Here is a 17,823-nt window from a genome sequence, read left to right on the forward strand (position 1 = left end):
AATAGGGTCGGCACCATGTCGACCTCCGACCGCATCCTGCTCATCCTGCACATCGGCTTCGCGATCTTCACGCTGGGCCCGCTGACGGCCGCGACGATGTCCACGCCGCGCTACATCCGCAACCGGAACGCGACGGTGGTGCGGTACCTCAACCGCACCACCCAGATCTACGGCGCCGGCGCGCTGCTGATCTTCCTGTTCGGGCTGTGGCTGGCCGAGGGCCGCCTCGCGCAGGTGTGGCTGTCGGCGTCGATGACGCTGTTCATCGTCGCGCTGGTGCTGCTGCTGATCGTGGAGCGGGACCAGCGGAAGGCCGTCAAGCTGCTGGACGAGGCGGGCCCGGCCCCCGCCCCAGCGCCCGCCGCGCCCACGGAGGCCGGCGAGACCGGCGGCCCGGCCGCCGCGGAGACGCCGGTGGCGGGGAAGGCCGCCGCGGCGGCCCCCGAGGTCGCGCAGGTCGAGCGGGGACGGATCGCCGCCCTCTCCGGCGTCGTCGCGCTGATCTGGCTGGTGATCCTCGTCCTGATGGTGTGGAACGGCTGAGGCCGCCCGGGGGCGCCGCCGCGCCGCCCGCCGGTCAGCCGCGCGCCTTCGTGCGGGCCTTGATCCACTTGAGGATCTCCGGGGTGATGCCGGGCACGTTCAGCATGTCCGAGGCGTGCAGGTCGCCCTTGACCGTCTGCACCTTCACCTGCACCCCCGCGGCCCGCAGCGCGCTCGCGAGGCCCTGGCTCTGCGTCACCGGCACGAAGTCGCCGGTGGCGTGCAGCAGCAGCATCGGCGCGTCGCCGGCGGAGGCGTGCGTCGTGCTGTCGGCGTCCTCGATGCGCTTCCAGCAGCCGGCGGCCGCCGGGGTCGCCTCCGCCGAGCCGGGCGCGCAGTGCACCAGGCCGACGACGGCGCGGCGCAGCTTGCGCTGCCTGGCCGACGCGGTGGGGTCCGCGCCGTCCTTGTAGGCCAGGAACGGGTTGTTCGGCGGCGACAGCGCCACCACGCCGCGCACCAGGTCGGTGCCGGTCCCGTGGGTGCCGATCTGCGTGGCGAGCTGCCCGCCGGACGACGAGCCGAGCACCACGATGCGGTCCGGGTCGAGGTTCCACGTCGCGGCGTGCTTCTTCATGAACGCGAGCGCGCCGAGCGCGTCGTCGCGCTGCGCAGGCCACTGCGCCTTGGGCGCGAGCCGGTAGTCCGCCGCCAGCACCACGTAGCCGGCGTCGCTCAGCTTCCGCGCGAAGTACTTCCAGCTGTCCCTGCCACCGCTCTGCCAGTAGCCGCCGTGGACGATCAGCACGCCCGGCCGCGCCGCGCCCGCGGCACGCGCCTGCCTGCCCGCACCGGCGCTCCCGGCCGCGGACGGCCGCCAGTAGGCGTCGACGCGCTGGCTCGCGGACTTCCCGTAGGAGTACGTCGCGAACCGGGGCAGCTTCGGGGTGACCATGACGGCCTTCGCGCGGACGACGCCGTCGGTGTTCGTCCCGCCGGCCGGCGGCTCCCCGTCCGGGGCGCCCGTGGAGGGCGGGCCCGACGGCGTGCCCGTGCCGGGCGTCTCGGACCCGGGGGTGCCGGACCCGGGCGTGCCCGTCGGCCCGTCCGTCCCCGGGACGCCCGTCGGAGCCGACACCGAGGGCGTCGGGGTCGGGCCGGGAGTGGTGGCCTGGGCGGCCATCGGCACGGCTACGGCGGAGACACACGTCGCGGCGAACGCCGCCCCACTGACCAGTACTTTGCGCACCCCGGGCCCTTTCGTGAACGAACCTGGCGGGCCGAGTATAGATGTTTGATCAACCGCACTGCGGGAACGCCACGACGTTTCCCCCTTTTCGCCGCCCGCGCGGACATCGTCCGCCCGCGCGGGTGGCAGCGTTTCCGCAGGCCGCGGGCTATCCGAGGGCGAGCTCCAGGTCACGCAGCAGATCGTCGGCGTCCTCGATGCCGACCGACAGCCGGACCAGGTCGGACGGGACCTCCAGCGGCGACCCGGCGGCCGAGGCGTGCGTCATCCGGCCCGGGTGCTCGATCAGCGACTCGACGCCGCCGAGCGACTCGCCGAGCGTGAACAGCTTCGTCCGCTCGCACGCCCGGACGGCGGCCTCCTCCGACTCCATCCGGAACGACACCATGCCGCCGAACCCGCGCATCTGCTTGGCGGCGATCTCGTGGCCGGGATGGTCGGGCAGCCCCGGATACAGCACCTGCCGGACGGCGCCGTGCCGGGCGAGCATGGCGGCGACCTTCTCGGCGTTGGCGCAGTGCCGGTCCATCCGCACGCCCAGCGTCTTGATGCCGCGCAGCGTCAGCCAGGCGTCGAACGGGCCCGCGACGGCGCCCATCGCGTTCTGGTGGAACGCCAGCCGCTCGCCCAGTTCGGCGTCCGCGGCCACCAGCGCGCCGCCGATGACGTCGGAGTGCCCGCCCATGTACTTGGTGGTGGAGTGCACCACGACGTCCGCGCCGAGGTCCAGCGGCCGCTGGAGGTACGGGGACGCGAACGTGTTGTCGACGGCCAGCAGCGCGCCCGTGTCGTGCGCGACGCCCGCCAGCGCCGCGATGTCGGCGATGGCGAGCAGCGGGTTCGTCGGCGTCTCCACCCAGATGAGCCGCGTGTCCGGGCGCACCGCCGCGCGCACGGCCGACACGTCCCCGAGCGGCACCGGGTCGAACGTCACGCCCCACGGCTCGGCGACCTTCGCGAACAGCCGGTAGGTGCCGCCGTAGGCGTCGTTCGGGATGATCACATGATCGCCCGGCTTGCAGACGGTGCGGATGAGCGCGTCCTCCGCGGCGAGCCCGGACGCGAACGCCAGCCCGCGCGCCCCCGCCTCGATCTCGGCGAGGCATACCTCCAGCGCGGTACGCGTCGGATTGGCCGATCGGGAGTACTCGTAGCCCCCGCGCAGCCCCCCGATACCGTCCTGCTTGTACGTGGAGACCTGGTAGATCGGCGGGACGACCGCCCCCGTGGCGGGGTCGGGCTCCTGCCCCGCGTGGATGGCCAGGGTCTCGAACCCCCGGTGAACCTCGTTGTCCATGGGTACGAGGCTATCCACCCGCCGCCCCTCCTCTGGGAGGAGGCACTCCCCCGCAGGTATCAGCCGCTAATTCAGCACGCGGGTTGACCCCAACGGGGCGGGCGATCTCTACCGTTTTAGAGGTACCCCGAGTTGACCCTTGATCTAAGGAAGCCCCCCATGTTCGCTGGGCTCGCGCGCTTCGTCGTGAGACACCCATGGTGGACCATCGTCGCCTGGTTGGTGGCCGCCGGTCTCATCATCACGCTGTCCCCCAAGCTCACCACCGAGTCCGACCAGGGCGACTTCCTGCCCTCCAAGTACGAGTCGGTCCAGGCGGCCAAGATCGCCCAGCAGGCGTTCCCCCAGCAGGAGGACACCTCGTCGATCATCGTCGTCAAGCGCTCGGACGGAGGGAAGATCACGCCGGCCGACACCCGGGTGATCGACAAGGCCGCCGCGTCGCTGAACGCGCACAAGCCGGCCACCGTGCAGAACTTCCAGACCGGCGCGCAGTCGATCGCGCCCAACAAGGCCGTCCAGGTGATCATGGTCCCGATGAAGGGGACCGACCAGGCGGCCAGCGAGAAGCAGGGCGACGCGGTCAAGCAGATCCGCAAGGATCTGCCGGCGCTGCTGAAGAGCGGCGGCCTGGAGGCCAAGGTCGGCGGTGACGTCGCCGGCTTCGTCGACAACGAGGACTCCTTCAACCAGTCCTTCGAGATCGTCGGCATCGCCACCTTCGTGCTGATCATCGGACTGATCCTGCTGATCTTCCGGGCCCCGATCGCCGCGGTGCTGCCGATCGTCGTGATCATGCTGACCATGCAGGTCGCGCTCGGCCTGATCGGCACCGCCTCGAAGATCTTCGGCTTCTCCGGCGACGACAGCCTCAGCACCATCATCCTGATCGTCCTGTTCGGCATCGGCGCGGACTACTACCTGTTCGTGATGTTCCGGTTCCGCGAACGGCTGCGGGCCGGCGAGGACAAGAAGACCGCGATGATCCACGCGGTGGAGCGCGTCGGCGAGGTCATCTCCTCGGCCGCCGCCGCCATCGCCGTCACCTTCCTCGTGCTGCTGCTGGCCACGTTCGGCGTGTTCAGCGCCTGGGGCCCGGCCCTGGCGATCTCCGTCGTCACCATGGGCATCACCTCGCTGACCCTGTTCCCGGCGATCGTGTCGCTGCTCGGCACCGCGGTGTTCTGGCCGTCCAAGGCCTGGAAGAAGCAGCCGAAGGAGCGGATCTCCGGCGCGATCGGCCGCGGCGTCGGCCGCCGCCCCGTGGTGGCCGCGGTCGCCGCCGGCGGCGTGATGGTCGTGCTCGCGATCGGCGCGCTCGGCTTCAAGTCCGACTACGACTTCGCCGCCGGGTTCCCGCAGGACACCGAGTCCGCGCAGGCCACCAAGGACATGGAGCGGGGCTTCCCGCCCGGCCTGACCCAGCCCGTCCAGGTGTTCATCAAGAGCCAGAACGGGCAGCCGGTCGGCAAGCAGCAGATCGCCGAATTCGCCAAGAAGGCCGCGACCGCGCCCGGCGTCGGACGCGTCAACGAGGCCCTGCCCGGCAAGAACGGCGTCGTCCGCGTCGACCTGGTGCTGAAGAAGAACCCGGCCTCCAACGACGCGATCAGCCTGGTCAAGAACGACCTGGCACCGGCGGTGCACAAGATCGAACCGCCCGGGACGCGCGCCTACGTCGGCGGCGCGACCGCGACCTACGCCGATATCAACGCCGTCAACAACCGCGACCTGTCGGTGATCCTGCCGGTGGCGGCGGTGCTGATCGCGCTGATCCTGGCGCTGCTGCTGCGGTCGGTGGTCGCCCCGATCTACCTGGTCGTGTCGGTGCTGCTCGGCTTCGCCTCCACGCTCGGTTCCGCGGTGTACGTCTTCCAGTACGGGCAGGGCGAGGAGGGCGTGATCTTCCAGCTGCCGATCATCCTCTACCTGTTCGTGCTGGCCATCGGGACCGACTACAACATCCTGATGACCGCGCGGCTGCGCGAGGAGGCCAAGGAGGGCCACAGCCCGCGGGAGGCGGCGTCGCGCGCCGTCCGGCACGGCGGCCCGACGGTCGCCGCGGCGGGCCTCATCCTGGCCGGCACCTTCTCGGTGATGCTGCTGGCGCCGGTGTCGATGCTGAAGCAGATGGGCTTCTCCGTCGCGATCGGCATCGCGCTGTCGGCCTTCGTGATGTCGACCTTCCTGGTGCCGGGCATCACCGCGATGCTGGGCCACCGCGCCTGGTGGCCGGGCCACGGTGACGAGCCCGACAAGAAGAAGCTCGGACGCCCCGACCCCATGCAGGACGACCAGTACGCCCGCTCGGGCTACCCGTCCTAGGACGGCACGCCCCCGAGAACGTCGGGTCGCGGAGCCCGGTCAGAAATGCCGCCCACGGACCGGACCCCGCGACCCGACTTGCGAGAAAGCGAAGCGCCGGAGACCTCGACGGTCCCCGGCGCTTCGCCGTTTCAGGTCGGTCAGTTGTGCGCGTCGGCGAGGTAGGCGAGGAGGTCCTGGCGGGTGATGAGGCCCTTCGGCTTGCCGTCGACGAGGACGACGGCGGCGCCCGACTTCTCCAGGACGCCGACGGCCTTGCTCACCGGCTCGCCGGACCCGATCGTCGGCAGCGGCGCCGACATGTGCGCCTCCACCGGGTCCATCAGGCCGGTGCGCTCCTTGACCAGGACGTCGAGCAGCTCGCTCTCGACGACCGAGCCGATCACCTCGGCCGCCATCACCGGCGGCTCCTCCTTCATCACCGGCAGCTGCGACACCTCGTACTCGCGCATGATCGAGATGGCGGTCTGCACGCTCTCGTGCGGGTGGACGTGCACGAACTCCGGCAGCGCCCCGCCCTTGCGGGTCAGCACCTCGTTCACGCGGGCCTCTTCGGTGGAGGACGGCAGGAACCCGTAGTCCTCCATCCAGCTGTCGTTGAAGATCTTGCTGAGGTATCCGCGGCCGCCGTCGGGCAGCAGGACCACGATGACGGCGTCGGGGCCGGCCTTCGCGGCGACGCGGAGGGCGGCGACGACGGCCATGCCGCAGGAGCCGCCGACGAGGAGGGCCTCCTCGCGGGCGAGGCGGCGGGTCATCAGGAAGGAGTCCTTGTCGGACACCGCGATGACGTCGTCGCAGATGTCGCGGTCGTAGGTCTCCGGCCAGATGTCCTCGCCGACGCCCTCGGTCAGGTAGGGGCGGCCCGAGCCGCCGGAGTAGACCGAGCCCTCCGGGTCGGCGCCGATGATCTGGACGCGGCCGCCGGACACCTCCTTGAGGTACCGGCCGGTGCCGCTGATGGTGCCGCCGGTGCCGATGCCCGCGACGAAGTGGGTGATGCGCCCCTCGGTCTGCTCCCACAGCTCCGGGCCGGTCGTCTCGTAGTGCGACCGCGGGTTCTGCTGGTTGGTGTACTGGTTCGGCTTCCACGCGCCGGGAAGCTCGGCGGCGAGCCGGTCGGAGACCGAGTAGTAGGAGTCCGGGTGCTCCGGCGAGACGGCCGTCGGGCACACGACGACCTCCGCGCCGTACGCGCGCAGCACGTCCACCTTGTCCTTGGCGACCTTGTCCGGGCAGACGAAGACGCACTTGTAGCCGCGCTCCTGGGCGACGATGGCCAGCCCGACGCCGGTGTTGCCGGACGTCGGCTCGACGATCGTCCCGCCCGGCTTCAGCGCACCGGACTCCTCCGCGGCGTCGATCATCCGGACCGCGATGCGGTCCTTCACCGAGCCGCCGGGGTTGAAGTACTCCACCTTGGCCAGCACCTGCGGGCCGCGGTCCGCCGGCGAGCCGCCGGTCACCTTGCGCAGCCGAACGAGAGGGGTGTTGCCCATCAGCTCGACGAGCGAGTCGTGTACGTGCACCGCGACGTCCTTGTCGTTCAGTCTTCGGAATCGAACGGGTCGCGCCCCGGTTCCACCAGCGGGTACCGCGGGGGAACGGACGCGTCACCGGGAGGGATGCCCCGGCTCCGACGGTAGCCGAGATCGGCGGTCCCGGGCATCAACCGCCGCCCCCGCGGGTACAACCCAATCACGGAGGGTCAACAGGATGCTGAGAGCGTTCACGGCGCGCCGGATCGCGGCGGCCGCGGCCTATGGAGGCGGTGGCATCACCGCCCTCGGCGGGATCACGTTCGGGCTGGTGGTGGCGGAGGCCAAGCTCGCCCGCAGGATCATCCAGGCGACGCCGAACGGGGATCCGCCGGTGGCGGACGGCCTCTACGGCGGGACGCTCCCCGGCCCCCCGCTGTCCCTGGTGATGCTGGGCGACTCGACGGCGGCCGGGCTCGGCGTGCACACCGCGGCGGAGACGCCGGCGGCGCTGCTGGCCGCGGGGGTGGCGGCGATCGCCGGGCGGCCGGTGCGGATGACGAACGTGGCCCGCTCGGGCGCGCAGTCGGCCGCGCTGGACGGCCAGACCGGCCAGGCCCTGCAGGTCCGCCCGGACCTCGCCGTCGTGATGATCGGCGCGAACGACGTGACCGGCCGGGTGCCGCCCGGGACGTCGGTCCGGTACCTGTCGGACGCCGTGGCGCGGCTGCGCGCGGCGGGCTGCCAGGTGGTCGTCGGCACCTGCCCCGACCTCGGCACGATCAAGCCGCTGATGCAGCCGCTGCGGTGGATCGCGCGGCGCGCGAGCCGGCAGCTGGCCGCCGCGCAGACGATCGCGGTGGTCGAGCAGGGCGCCCGGTCGGTGTCGCTCGGCGACCTGCTCGGCCGCGAGTTCGCCGCCGACCCGATCTCGATGTTCAGCGAGGACCGCTACCACCCGTCCGCGCGGGGGTACGCGGCCGCGGCGGCGGCCGTGCTGCCGTCGATGGCGCACGCGCTCGGCCTGCAGCCCGGCCTGGACGCGCTGCCGGAGGTGCGGCTCGGCGAGGGGGTCCTGCCGGTCTACCTGGCGGCGGCCGAGGCGGCGGAGATCTCCGGCACCGAGGTGTCGGGCGCGTCCGTCGCGGGCCGCGACCGGGGTCCGCGGGGCCGGTGGGCGACGCTGCTGCGCCGCCGCTCCGCGCCGGCCGCCGACACCCCGCCGCCGTCCACGGCGGTGGCTCCGGACGTCGCCTGACGCGCCGGGACCGGCCGGGAGCCTTCGCCCAGGTGCGTAAGCACGCACTTATTGGACTCACCGTCAACACAGCCGGGGGGCCGGGTTGTACGCGGGCGCGAGGCGGGAGCTAGATTGCTCGTGACCGGCGAGTAACACCGTCCGCCCGCGGCGGCGCGCCGGGGACCGGAGACGGCCGCTGAGACAGGAGACCCGCACATGCCCGAGGCAGTCATCGTCGCCACCGCGCGCTCGCCGATCGGACGCGCCTTCAAGGGGTCGCTGAAGGACATCCGGCCCGACGACCTCACCGCCCAGATGATCACCGCCGCGATGGCGAAGGTCCCCCAGCTGGACCCCGCGCAGATCGACGACCTGCTGCTCGGCTGCGGGCTGCCCGGCGGCGAGCAGGGCTACAACATGGCCCGCGTGGTGTCGGTGCTGCTCGGCTGGGACAACGTGCCCGGCGCGACCGTCACCCGGTACTGCTCGTCCTCGCTGCAGACCACCCGGATGGCGCTGCACGCGATCAAGGCGGGCGAGGCCGACGTGATCGTCTCGGCCGGCGTGGAGACCGTCAGCCGGTTCGCCAAGGGCAGCAGCGACGGGCTGCCCGACACCCAGAACCCGGTGTTCGGCGACGCGCAGGCCCGCACCGCCAAGGCGGCCGAGGGCGGCGCGCCGGTGTGGCACGACCCGCGCCAGGACGGCCAGGTCCCCGACATCTACATCGCGATGGGGCAGACCGCCGAGAACGTCGCGCAGATCCGCGGCGTGAGCCGGCAGGCGCAGGACGAGTTCGGCGTCCGCTCGCAGAACCTGGCCGAGAAGGCCCTCTCCAACGGGTTCTGGGAGCAGGACATCACCCCGGTCACCCTGCCCGACGGCACCGTGGTGTCCAAGGACGACGGCCCGCGCCCCGGCACCAGCTACGAGAAGGTGTCGCAGCTGCAGCCGGTGTTCCGCCCGGACGGGACGGTCACGGCGGGCAACTGCTGCCCGCTGAACGACGGCGCCGCCGCGGTCGTCATCATGAGCGACACCAAGGCCGCCGAGCTCGGCCTCACGCCGCTGGCCCGGATCGTGTCGACCGGCGTCACCGGCCTGTCCCCCGAGATCATGGGCCTCGGCCCGGTGGAGGCGTCCCGCAAGGCGCTGGCCCGCGCCGGCATGACCATCGACGACATCGACCTCGTCGAGATCAACGAGGCGTTCGCCGCGCAGGTGCTGCCGTCCGCCGAGGACCTCGGCATCGACCTGGACAAGCTGAACGTCAACGGCGGCGCGATCGCGGTCGGCCACCCGTTCGGCATGACCGGCGCCCGGATCACCTCCACGCTGCTGAACGGCCTGAAGTTCCACGACAAGCAGTTCGGGCTGGAGACCATGTGCGTCGGCGGCGGCCAGGGCATGGCGATGGTGCTCGAGCGGCTCTCCTGAGCGCAGGGCCGAGGTGGCCCGTACCGGCGCGGTTCCCGCGGCCGGTACGGGCCACCTGCGCTTTTCCGGGGGGCCTCCCCGTTACGAATGATCTACGTAACGTGATAGATAGGTCCCCGTTAGGGGGTTGTCACATACGGGCCGGTGTTGCAGAGTGCCAGCAAGAGCCCCGCGACCTGGAGGTGCCAATTGTCACTGAACCACTCGCCGGAGACGCACAGCAAGCTGATCGCCCGCATCCCGTTGGTCACAGGACGTGACCTCCCCGAGTGGTTCTCCACGATCGAGAACGGTCCCTCGTTCACCCGCTGCGACGAACGGAGCAGCTGGCTGGCCGAGGAGCACAACCTCTCCCACGGCTACGCCGCCGCTCTCGTCCGAGAGCACGAGCGGGCGCGCCGCGAGCGCCACTACTGAGGGCGCTCGGCGCGCCGCCGACAACCGCATACGGACGAACGTCCCACTGACGTGCTCTCCGCACGGATGTGATTCGCGCACGGACCAGGTGGGATCCCGCCAACGGATGCCCCCGCCGTCGTGCCGCTGCGCCCGAGCAGCCGCCACGACCCCGGCGCCGAGATCCCACACGCGATCAGCCCCCCGCCGGCCGCGGCGGGGGGCTGATCGGTGCGCGCGGGTGCCCCTGGTCGGACTCGAACCGACACAATGGCTCTTTTAGGGAGCCCGCCTCTGCCATTGGGCTACAGGGGCGGCGTCATCATACCGGGACGGTGACCTCGGGCACCGGGCCTCTGGTCCGACTCCGTCTTCAGTCGGACTCCGTCCGCCGGCCCGCCGCGAGCTCGAACTCCTGGCGCGGCCACTCCAGCTCGCCGAGCGAGACGATCTCGCGCCGGAAGAACAGCGCGAGCGTCCAGTCCGCGGTGATGCGGAACTTCCGGTTGACGGTCGGCATCCGCGACAGGTGGTACGTGCGGTGCATGACCCAGGCGGGCAGCCCGCGCAGCTTCAGCCCGTAGACGTTCGCCACGCCCTTGTGCAGGCCCAGGCTGGCGACGGACCCCACGTACTTGTGCTCGTACCGCTTGCGGGGCCGGCCGTGCACGTCCGCCGCGATGTTGTCGGCCAGCCGCTTGGCCTGCCGCACCGCGTGCTGGGCGTTCGGCGCGGTGAACTCGGCGAAGCCGGACCGGTCCGGGACGGCCGCGTTGTCGCCGGCCGCGTAGACGCCGTCGAGGCCCTCGACGGTCAGCTCGTCGGTCGTCCTGATCCGGCTCTTGCCGTCCAGCGGCAGGTCGCTGTCCTTGACGACGGGGTGCGGCTTCACCCCGGCCGTCCACACCAGGGTGCCCGCGTCGAACTCCTCGCCGTCGCTCAGCACGATGTGCCGCTTCTCCGCGGACTTCAGCAGCGTCTCGAGCTTCACCTCGATGCCGCGACCGCGCAGCGCCTCGGTCGTCCACCGGCCCATCTCGGGGCCGACCTCCGGCAGGATCCGGTCGGTCGCCTCGACCATCATCCACCGCATGTCGGACGGCTCGATGTCCGGGTAGAACCGGCAGGCGTCGCGGGCCATGTCCTCCAGCTCGGCGAGCGCCTCGATGCCCGCGAACCCGGCGCCGACGAACACGAACGTCAGCGCCCGCCTGCGGACGTCCTCGTCGCCCGGGTTGGAGGCGGCGATGTCGAGCTGGTGCAGCACGTGGTTGCGCAGGAAGATGGCCTCCTCCACGGTCTTGAACCCGATCCCGCACTCGGCGAGGCCCGGGATCGGCAGCGTGCGGGAGATGGAGCCGAGGGCCACCACCAGCCGGTCGTAGCCGATCGTCCGCTCCGGCACCCCGGCGGTCTGCGCGCCGGCCGGGCGCACGGTCACGCTGCGCGAGGCGTGGTCGATCCTCGTGACGTACCCGTTGACGATCCGGCAGCGCGGCAGGACGCGGCGCAGCGGGGCCACGACGTGCCGCGGCTCCAGGTTCCCGGCCGCCGCCTCCGGCAGGAACGGCTGGTAGGTCATGTAGGACTGGGGGTCGATGACGGTGACGGCGATCTCGCCGCGCCGCAGCTCGCCGCGCAGCCGCTTCTGCAGCCGCAGGGCCGTGTACATGCCGACGTAGCCGCCGCCGACGATCACGATGTGCTTGCGCTCGGAAGGCATAACGGGAGCGATACCCGCATACGCGGTCGGATCACCGCCGCCCTCGTCACATCGGAAAGATCATCCGAAGGCGCGAACTTCCCCGGAGGCCCCGGCATCTCACCGTACGTACCGAGCAGGAAGACGACGGACCGGGACAGGGCCGCACGGGGGCGCCCAGCGACCGCGGACGGTGACCGGAGAGGGCCGGTCACGACCGGACGGGACCGCTTGGCCAGGGCCCTGGCCCACCGTCGACGACTCCCACCACGAAGGGGAACGCGCGAACATGAAACGAATCATCTGGGGAACCGTGGCCGCTACAGCACTGGCCGCCGCTCTGACCGGATGCGACGCCAGCTTCAGCGCCAGCCCCAGCTCCTCGAACGGCAGCACGGCCCCCAGTTCGTCCACGCAGGACGGCGGGTCCCCCAAGGGTAGCGCAACCGGCGGGGGCGGCGGTACCACGACCGGAACCGGCAACGGCTCCCGCCCCAACGGCGCCGCCGGGACGCGGCACTGCACGACCTCCGACTTCAACGCGTCGGTGTACTCCAACGGGAACCCGGGGGCCGGCCAGCGGTACGCCACGCTCCAGCTGGAGAACAAGTCCGGGTCGTCCTGCGTGACCGGCGGCTGGTCCGGGCTCGGCCTCGTCAACGCCAACGGCGCGCTCCCGACGAACGTCGTCCGCGAGGGCACCGCCCGCACGATCACGATCCCGGCCGGCGCCTCCGCCTACGAGCAGCTGCACTGGGGCGTCGTCCCGGGCGACGGCGAGGGCGGCGCGCAGTGCCAGCCCACCGCCAAGGCGCTGCACGTCATCCCGCCGAACCAGACCACGCACATCACCGTGGACTGGGTCGGCGGCCCCGCCTGCCAGCACGGCCAGATCCGGCTTTCGCCGATCGAGCTGGGCAAGCTCTGACCCGGCCCGCCGCGCGGCGCGCTAGGCGTGGTCGCGAGCGCGGACGAACACCGCGTCCAGCATGTCCTCGGTGACCCGGCCGGTGAAGGTGTTCTGCTGGCTGGGGTGGTAGCACCCGAGGAGCAGCACCGGACCGCGGCCGTCCGCCGAGGGCGGCGGCGCCAGCTCGACCTCCGCGCCGTGCCCGAACTTCGGGCGCGGCCGCGGCACGTCGTACCCGGCCTGCTTCAGCGCCGGCCACACGCCCTGCCAGGCGAAACCGCCCAGGCACACGATGCAGCGGACGCTCGCCGCGACGTCCTCGACCTCGCGCGCGAGCCACGGCAGGCACGTCGTGCGCTCCAGCGGCGTCGGCTTGTTGTCGGGCGGCGCGCACCGCACCGTCGCGGCCATCCGCGCCCCGATCAGCCGCTGCCCGTCGCCCGCGCGGACGCTCGTCGCCTGCGACGCCAGCCCGACCCGGTGCAGCGAGGCGAACAGCCAGTCGCCCGACCGGTCGCCGGTGAAGATCCGGCCGGTGCGGTTGCCGCCGTGCGCCGCGGGCGCCAGCCCGACGATCAGGATGCGCGGCTCCGGGTCGCCCCATCCGGGGACCGGGCGCCCCCAGTACTCCTCGGCGGCGAACGCGCGGCGCCGCTGCACCGCGACCTTCTCCCGCCACTCCACCAGCCGGTCGCACGCCCGGCACACCGACTGCCGCGCGCACAGCCCGTCCAGGTCCGGCGCCCCGGCGGCCAGCTCGATCACCTCGCCGGCGCCGTGCGCGACGGGCGTGTCCCGCGCGGCGGGGTCCTCGGGCCATCCCGTCCCAGGTCGCACATAAGGCGGGTGAGTTCCGGGGGACGACCCCCCGGGCCCCCCGGCGGCGGCCTCTGGAGCATCCGTCATGCACTCGATCCTCGCACGCCCCGTGGGCGCCCTCGGTACGATGCGTTCCGCCGGTCGGGGGCGCGGGGCGTCCGGCGTGCGCCAATGCCGAGCGGAGGCATGCCTTGTCGCAACCGGGCTGGTATCCCGACCCGTACGGAACCGGCAGCCTGCGCTGGTGGGACGGCCGGGCCTGGACCGACCGCCTGAACCCCGAACCCGACCGCCCGCCGCGTCCGCGCACGTCGGAGCAGGCGTACGGGCCGGCGCACGGGCCGGCGTACGCGCAGGGGCCCGGGCAGGGCGCCGGTCCCGGGTGGCAGCCCTCGTGGGTCGGGCCGCTCGCCGTCCCGTCCGTGGACGCCACCGTGCACGGGGTGCGCCTGCAGGCCAACGAGCAGGGCGTCGCGTACGGAGAGGCGGGGCTGGCGTGGCCGCACGTCGAATGGGTCGCCTACTGGGCCGCGCAGCTCCCGGCCGGATCCGGCCAGGCCCCCGGCACCCGGTGGATCTTCCAGGCCGGCCGGTACCCGTTCCACGGCGGGCCGCGGGTCGAGGTCGTCATCGAGGCGGACGGGGTGGCCGAGCCGGAGACGGTCTGGGGGCGGCTGATCCGGCTCTGCCAGGCGTGCGCGGAGCCGCGGCTGGTCGGCGAGCTGGCCGCGCACGTCCGGGCGGGCGAGTCGGTCGACGTCGCGCAGGGCCTCACCGTGCACCCCGGCGGCGTGCGGGGCAACCGGGTGTCGCTGAGCTGGGCGTCGATCTCCGGCGCGATCGTGGACGGCGGGCGGGTCTGGATCCGGCAGGCCGGCGGCCCCACGCCCGTCCTGTACGTCCCGCAGCAGAACCCGAACGCGGTGCTGATCCCCGCGCTGCTGTCCGACCTCAAGAGCTGACCGCCGCGCGGCACCGGGTGCCGGACGGCCCGGAGCTAGACCAGCGACCAGGCGATCCCGTCGAGGATGTCGCGCTCGCTGACGACGACCGCGCCGAAGCCGTACTCCCGCATGATCCGGTCGAGGATCAGCGCGCCCGCGCCGATCACGTCGACCCGGCCCGGGTGCATGACGCCGATCTCCGCCCGCTCGGCCCGCGTGGCGTGCAGCAGCCGCCGCGTCACCTCGTGCACCTGCGCGGCGGTGACCCGGGACAGGTGGATGCGGTCCGAGTCGTACTCCGGCAGGTCCAGCGCGATCCCGGAGACCGTCGTGACCGACCCGGCGAGGCCGACCAGCGTGCGCGCCTCGTCCACCGGCACCGTGCGGCGCACCTCGGCCAGCGCGGCGTCGATGTCGGCGACCGCGTTGGAGATCTGCTCGGGCGACGGCGGGTCGCCGTCGCGCAGGTGCCGCTCGGTCATCCGGACGCAGCCGATGTCGACCGACCGGGCCGCCTGCACCGCCGAGCTGCCGAGCACGAACTCGGTGGACCCGCCGCCGATGTCGACCACCAGGTAGGGGCGGGCGGGGCGCAGTTCGGCGAGCTCGCGGGTGGCGCCGGTGAACGACAGCGCCGCCTCCTCGTCCCCGCTGACCACCTCGGGGACGGTGCCGAAGATCTCGACGACGCCGCTGACGAAGTCGGCCCGGTTCTCGGCGTCGCGGGTGGCGCTGGTCGCGACGACCCGCGTCTTGATCGGGCCCTCGCCGGCCCGCGACCCGTGCCGCTCGATCAGCTCGGCGTACCCGCGCATCGCGGTGAAGGTGCGCTCCAGCGCGGCGGGCGACAGCCGGCCCGTCTCGTCGACGCCCTCCCCCAGCCGGACGATCTCCATCCGGCGCTCCACGTCGGTGAGCTTCCCGCCGTCCGGCCCGGTGACGATGTCGGCGATCAGCAGGCGGACCGAGTTGGTCCCGCAGTCGATGGCGGCGACGCGCGTCACTTGGCCTCCTCGGCGTCGGGGGCGTCCTGGGCGGCGGGGTCCGGGCGGGCGCCGGGGGCATCGGAGCCGGCGCACGCGCACGGCCCGGAGCGCCACCATTCGGGCAGCGCCGCCAGGGCCTCGCGGCCGAACGGGTTCGCGCCCGGCACCGCCAGCTCGTGCGCGATCAGGGCGTGCAGGCACTTGACCCGCTCGGGCATCCCGCCCGCGCTCTGCATGCCGTCCGGGAGCGGTTCGAGGCCGTCCTCGCGGGCCGCCTCGGCGCGGCGGCGCAGGTAGTCCTCGTGGGCGGCGGCGTACTCGGCCCGGAGCGCCGGGTCGTCGGCGAGCCGCGCCTGCATGTCCCGCATGACGCCGCTCCCCTCCAGCGTGCCGATCGCCGACGCGGCCTTCGGGCAGGTCAGGTAGAACAGCGTCGGGAACGGGGTGCCGTCCGGCAGCCGCGGCGCCGTCTCCAGCACGGCCGGCAGCCCGCACGGGCAGCGGTAGGCCACCCCGCGGACGCCGCGCGGCTCGCGGCCGAGCTGCTCCGCCACCGCAGCGAGGTCGCGCCCGGACGCCGGTTCGCTCGCGGCGCCCGCCGCCCCGGCCGTGCGGGCCGTCCCGGGGGACGCGCCCCCGGATCCCCCTGTGCAACGTTCGTCGATCATCCGTCCCCACCCGCGACCTTGATCCGTCCGTGCCGCGCCGCCGGTCCGCCCGCGCCCGGCCCCACCCGCCGGTCGCGGCCGTCCGTCCCGCCCGCCGTGCCGCGGGACAGGATCAGCGCGGCCTGTCGGCGGTCTCCACCGACCGCCACAACGTCTCATACCACGGAGGCCTGTTCGCCGGGCCGCCCTTGCGGGCGGTGCGCCCGCCGTCTCCGCCGCCGTCCAGCACGATGTAGCACGTCACGTCCGGGCGGCAGTAGTGGAGCCTCCGCGTCGCCTCACGCTCAATGTACGACTTGTCCCCCAGTTGCCGCTTGCGTTGGGCGAGTTCGTCCACCTTCTTGCGGGCGGCGGCCTGCTTGCGCTGCAGATCGGAGATCTCCTTGCGCTGCGCGATGTACTCGCGCACAGGGTAGGCGAGGCTCAGCGCGATCGCGCACATCACCACCGCGAGGATCGCGGCGCGGCTCGTCAGCGCCGGGCTGGCGCGGCGCGCACCGGCCCCCGGGGAGTCCTCTCCCCGGGGGTCGTCCCGCTCGTCCCGGGACACGGGGCGGTCAGGCGCCCTGCGCGTCGAAGCGCGGGAACGCGGCGGCGCCGGCGTAGCGGGCCGCGTCGTCCAGCAGCTCCTCGATGCGCAGCAGCTGGTTGTACTTGGCGACGCGGTCGCTGCGGGCCGGGGCGCCGGTCTTGATCTGGCCGCAGTTGGTGGCGACGGCGAGGTCGGCGATCGTGGTGTCCTCGGTCTCGCCGGACCGGTGGCTCATCATGCAGCGGTAGCCGCTGGTCTGCGCGAGCGACACCGCGTCGAGGGTCTCGCTGAGCGTGCCGATCTGGTTGACCTTCACCAGCAGCGCGTTCGCGGCGCCGGACGCGATGCCGCGGCCGAGGCGCTCGGGGTTGGTGACGAACAGGTCGTCGCCGACGAGCTGGACGCGCTCGCCGATGGCGGCGGTCAGGCCCTCCCAGCCGGTCCAGTCCTCCTCGTCGAGGGGGTCCTCGATGGAGACGAGCGGGTAGTTGCCGAGCAGCTCGCCGTAGTAGGCGGCCATGTCGTCGGACGAGCGCTTGGTGCCCTCGAAGGCGTACTGCCCGTCGGCGAAGAACTCGCTGGCCGCCACGTCCATGGCGAGCGCGATGTCGCGGCCGGGGGTGAAGCCGGCCTTGCCGATGGCCTCGAGGATCAGGTCGAGCGCGTCCCGGTTGCTCGGCAGGTCCGGCGCGAACCCGCCCTCGTCGCCCAGCCCGGTGCTGAGGCCGCGCGACTTCAGCACCGCCTTCAGCGCGTGGTAGGTCTCGGCGCCCCAGCGCAGCGCCTCGGCGAAGGTCGCCGCGCCGATCGGCGCGATCATGAACTCCTGGACGTCGACGTTGCTGTCGGCGTGCGCGCCGCCGTTCAGGATGTTCATCATCGGGACGGGCAGCAGGTGCGCGTTCGGCCCGCCGACGTAGCGGAACAGCGGCAGCCCGGCGGAGTCGGCGGCGGCCTTGGCGACGGCGAGGCTGACGCCGAGGATCGCGTTGGCGCCGAGCTCGGACTTGGCCGGGGTGCCGTCGAGGTCGATCAGCAGCTGGTCGATCAGCCGCTGGTCGGAGGCGGGGTAGCCGACGAGCTTCTCGTCGATGGTCTCGTTGACGGCCTTCACGGCGTTCCGCACGCCCTTGCCGCCGTACCGCTCGCCCTTGTCGCGCAGCTCGACCGCCTCGAACTGCCCGGTGGACGCGCCGCTCGGGACGGCGGCGCGGGCCTCGGTCCCGTCGGCGAGCAGCACCTCCACCTCGACGGTCGGATTGCCGCGGGAGTCAAGGATCTCCCGGGCGAGTACGGCCTCGATGGACGACACGGGCAACCCCCTGGTGGTGCGGGACGAATCGGTGCGGTCACCGAG

At 72.9% G+C, this 17,823-nt stretch carries 16 protein-coding genes and 1 tRNA gene; 7 read left to right on the forward strand and 10 right to left on the reverse strand.

The features are described from left to right. Positions 1-15 precede the first annotated feature (15 nt). A complete protein-coding gene (locus ACA514_RS05400; RefSeq protein ID WP_375039878.1) occupies positions 16-543 on the forward strand; it encodes a hypothetical protein in 528 nt (175 codons plus the stop codon). Positions 544-577: 34 nt separating this feature from the next. Here the strand turns inward: ACA514_RS05400 and ACA514_RS05405 are convergent, their stop codons facing one another. Together ACA514_RS05405 and ACA514_RS05410 are read right to left on the reverse strand one after the other, a co-directional pair. Continuing rightward, entirely contained in the window at positions 578-1,732 is a 1,155-nt protein-coding gene (locus ACA514_RS05405; RefSeq protein WP_375039879.1) for an alpha/beta hydrolase fold domain-containing protein, read from the reverse strand. A gap of 148 nt (positions 1,733-1,880) precedes the next feature. Further along, complete coding sequence (locus ACA514_RS05410; protein ID WP_375039880.1) at positions 1,881-3,029, reverse strand: cystathionine gamma-synthase; 1,149 nt, start codon at positions 3,027-3,029, stop codon at positions 1,881-1,883. Positions 3,030-3,188: 159 nt separating this feature from the next. Here ACA514_RS05410 and ACA514_RS05415 point away from each other — a divergent pair, with 159 nt between their 5' ends. Beyond that, positions 3,189-5,354 carry an MMPL family transporter gene (locus ACA514_RS05415; protein WP_375039881.1) on the forward strand — a complete coding sequence of 722 codons (2,166 nt, stop codon included), beginning with the start codon at positions 3,189-3,191 and terminating at the stop codon, positions 5,352-5,354. A 140-nt stretch (positions 5,355-5,494) separates the two neighbouring features. On the opposite strand, the gene ACA514_RS05420 is transcribed toward ACA514_RS05415, so the two are convergent. Next, a complete protein-coding gene (locus tag ACA514_RS05420) occupies positions 5,495-6,883 on the reverse strand; it encodes a cystathionine beta-synthase (protein ID WP_375039882.1) in 1,389 nt (462 codons plus the stop codon). 187 nt (positions 6,884-7,070) lie between these two features. On the opposite strand from ACA514_RS05420, the gene ACA514_RS05425 reads away from it, so the two are divergent. The 3 genes from ACA514_RS05425 (at position 7,071) to ACA514_RS05435 (ending at position 9,926) form a co-directional block, all read left to right on the forward strand. Beyond that, on the forward strand, positions 7,071-8,090 hold the full coding sequence (locus tag ACA514_RS05425) for an SGNH/GDSL hydrolase family protein (protein ID WP_375039883.1): 1,020 nt from the start codon (positions 7,071-7,073) through the stop codon (positions 8,088-8,090). Between the two features lie 198 nt (positions 8,091-8,288). Beyond that, positions 8,289-9,509 (forward strand): acetyl-CoA C-acetyltransferase, encoded by a 1,221-nt coding sequence (locus tag ACA514_RS05430; RefSeq protein ID WP_375039884.1) that lies wholly within the window; start codon positions 8,289-8,291, stop codon positions 9,507-9,509. 189 nt (positions 9,510-9,698) lie between these two features. Then, positions 9,699-9,926, forward strand: coding sequence for a DUF4287 domain-containing protein (locus tag ACA514_RS05435; RefSeq protein ID WP_375039885.1), 228 nt, complete (start codon positions 9,699-9,701; stop codon positions 9,924-9,926). A 221-nt stretch (positions 9,927-10,147) separates the two neighbouring features. Here ACA514_RS05435 and ACA514_RS05440 read toward each other — a convergent pair. Both ACA514_RS05440 and ACA514_RS05445 read right to left on the reverse strand, forming a co-directional pair. After that, positions 10,148-10,220, reverse strand: a tRNA-Leu gene (locus ACA514_RS05440). A gap of 58 nt (positions 10,221-10,278) precedes the next feature. Next, on the reverse strand, positions 10,279-11,628 hold the full coding sequence (locus ACA514_RS05445) for an NAD(P)/FAD-dependent oxidoreductase (RefSeq protein WP_375039886.1): 1,350 nt from the start codon (positions 11,626-11,628) through the stop codon (positions 10,279-10,281). A 268-nt stretch (positions 11,629-11,896) separates the two neighbouring features. Between ACA514_RS05445 and ACA514_RS05450 the strand changes: the two genes are divergently transcribed. Continuing rightward, positions 11,897-12,535 (forward strand): DUF4232 domain-containing protein, encoded by a 639-nt coding sequence (locus tag ACA514_RS05450; RefSeq protein WP_375039887.1) that lies wholly within the window; start codon positions 11,897-11,899, stop codon positions 12,533-12,535. Positions 12,536-12,556: 21 nt separating this feature from the next. Here the strand turns inward: ACA514_RS05450 and ACA514_RS05455 are convergent, their stop codons facing one another. After that, a complete protein-coding gene (locus tag ACA514_RS05455) occupies positions 12,557-13,354 on the reverse strand; it encodes a uracil-DNA glycosylase (protein WP_375039888.1) in 798 nt (265 codons plus the stop codon). Positions 13,355-13,527: 173 nt separating this feature from the next. On the opposite strand from ACA514_RS05455, the gene ACA514_RS05460 reads away from it, so the two are divergent. Then, positions 13,528-14,298: a DUF2510 domain-containing protein gene (locus ACA514_RS05460; RefSeq protein ID WP_375039889.1), complete on the forward strand. Its 771-nt coding sequence runs from the start codon at positions 13,528-13,530 to the stop codon at positions 14,296-14,298. A 35-nt stretch (positions 14,299-14,333) separates the two neighbouring features. On the opposite strand, the gene ACA514_RS05465 is transcribed toward ACA514_RS05460, so the two are convergent. The 4 genes from ACA514_RS05465 to eno all read right to left on the reverse strand — a co-directional run bounded on the left by ACA514_RS05465 (position 14,334) and on the right by eno (position 17,778). After that, on the reverse strand, positions 14,334-15,284 hold the full coding sequence (locus ACA514_RS05465; RefSeq protein WP_375039890.1) for an exopolyphosphatase: 951 nt from the start codon (positions 15,282-15,284) through the stop codon (positions 14,334-14,336). After that, complete coding sequence (locus ACA514_RS05470) at positions 15,281-15,934, reverse strand: DUF501 domain-containing protein (RefSeq protein WP_375039891.1); 654 nt, start codon at positions 15,932-15,934, stop codon at positions 15,281-15,283. The genes ACA514_RS05465 and ACA514_RS05470 overlap by 4 nt, the downstream gene beginning before the upstream one ends. Before the next feature lie 112 nt (positions 15,935-16,046). Beyond that, positions 16,047-16,484 carry a septum formation initiator family protein gene (locus ACA514_RS05475; protein ID WP_375039892.1) on the reverse strand — a complete coding sequence of 146 codons (438 nt, stop codon included), beginning with the start codon at positions 16,482-16,484 and terminating at the stop codon, positions 16,047-16,049. 7 nt (positions 16,485-16,491) lie between these two features. Next, on the reverse strand, positions 16,492-17,778 hold the full coding sequence (eno, locus tag ACA514_RS05480; RefSeq protein ID WP_375039893.1) for a phosphopyruvate hydratase: 1,287 nt from the start codon (positions 17,776-17,778) through the stop codon (positions 16,492-16,494). Positions 17,779-17,823 lie beyond the last annotated feature (45 nt).

This window comes from Actinomadura sp. NTSP31 (assembly GCF_041951385.1).
In the GTDB taxonomy this organism is placed as follows: Bacteria; Actinomycetota; Actinomycetes; order Streptosporangiales; family Streptosporangiaceae; genus Spirillospora; species Spirillospora napierensis.

What these genes read in the sequence shown, in the direction of transcription:
- ACA514_RS05430 (WP_375039884.1), top strand. Translation starts at nt 8,289, where the DNA reads ATGCCCGAGGCAGTCATCGTCGCCACCGCGCGCTCGCCGATCGGACGC.
- ACA514_RS05445 (WP_375039886.1), bottom strand. Translation starts at nt 11,628, where the DNA reads ATGCCTTCCGAGCGCAAGCACATCGTGATCGTCGGCGGCGGCTACGTC.
- ACA514_RS05470 (WP_375039891.1), bottom strand. Translation starts at nt 15,934, where the DNA reads ATGATCGACGAACGTTGCACAGGGGGATCCGGGGGCGCGTCCCCCGGG.
- ACA514_RS05415 (WP_375039881.1), top strand. Translation starts at nt 3,189, where the DNA reads ATGTTCGCTGGGCTCGCGCGCTTCGTCGTGAGACACCCATGGTGGACC.
- ACA514_RS05450 (WP_375039887.1), top strand. Translation starts at nt 11,897, where the DNA reads ATGAAACGAATCATCTGGGGAACCGTGGCCGCTACAGCACTGGCCGCC.
- ACA514_RS05425 (WP_375039883.1), top strand. Translation starts at nt 7,071, where the DNA reads ATGCTGAGAGCGTTCACGGCGCGCCGGATCGCGGCGGCCGCGGCCTAT.
- ACA514_RS05410 (WP_375039880.1), bottom strand. Translation starts at nt 3,029, where the DNA reads ATGGACAACGAGGTTCACCGGGGGTTCGAGACCCTGGCCATCCACGCG.
- ACA514_RS05400 (WP_375039878.1), top strand. Translation starts at nt 16, where the DNA reads ATGTCGACCTCCGACCGCATCCTGCTCATCCTGCACATCGGCTTCGCG.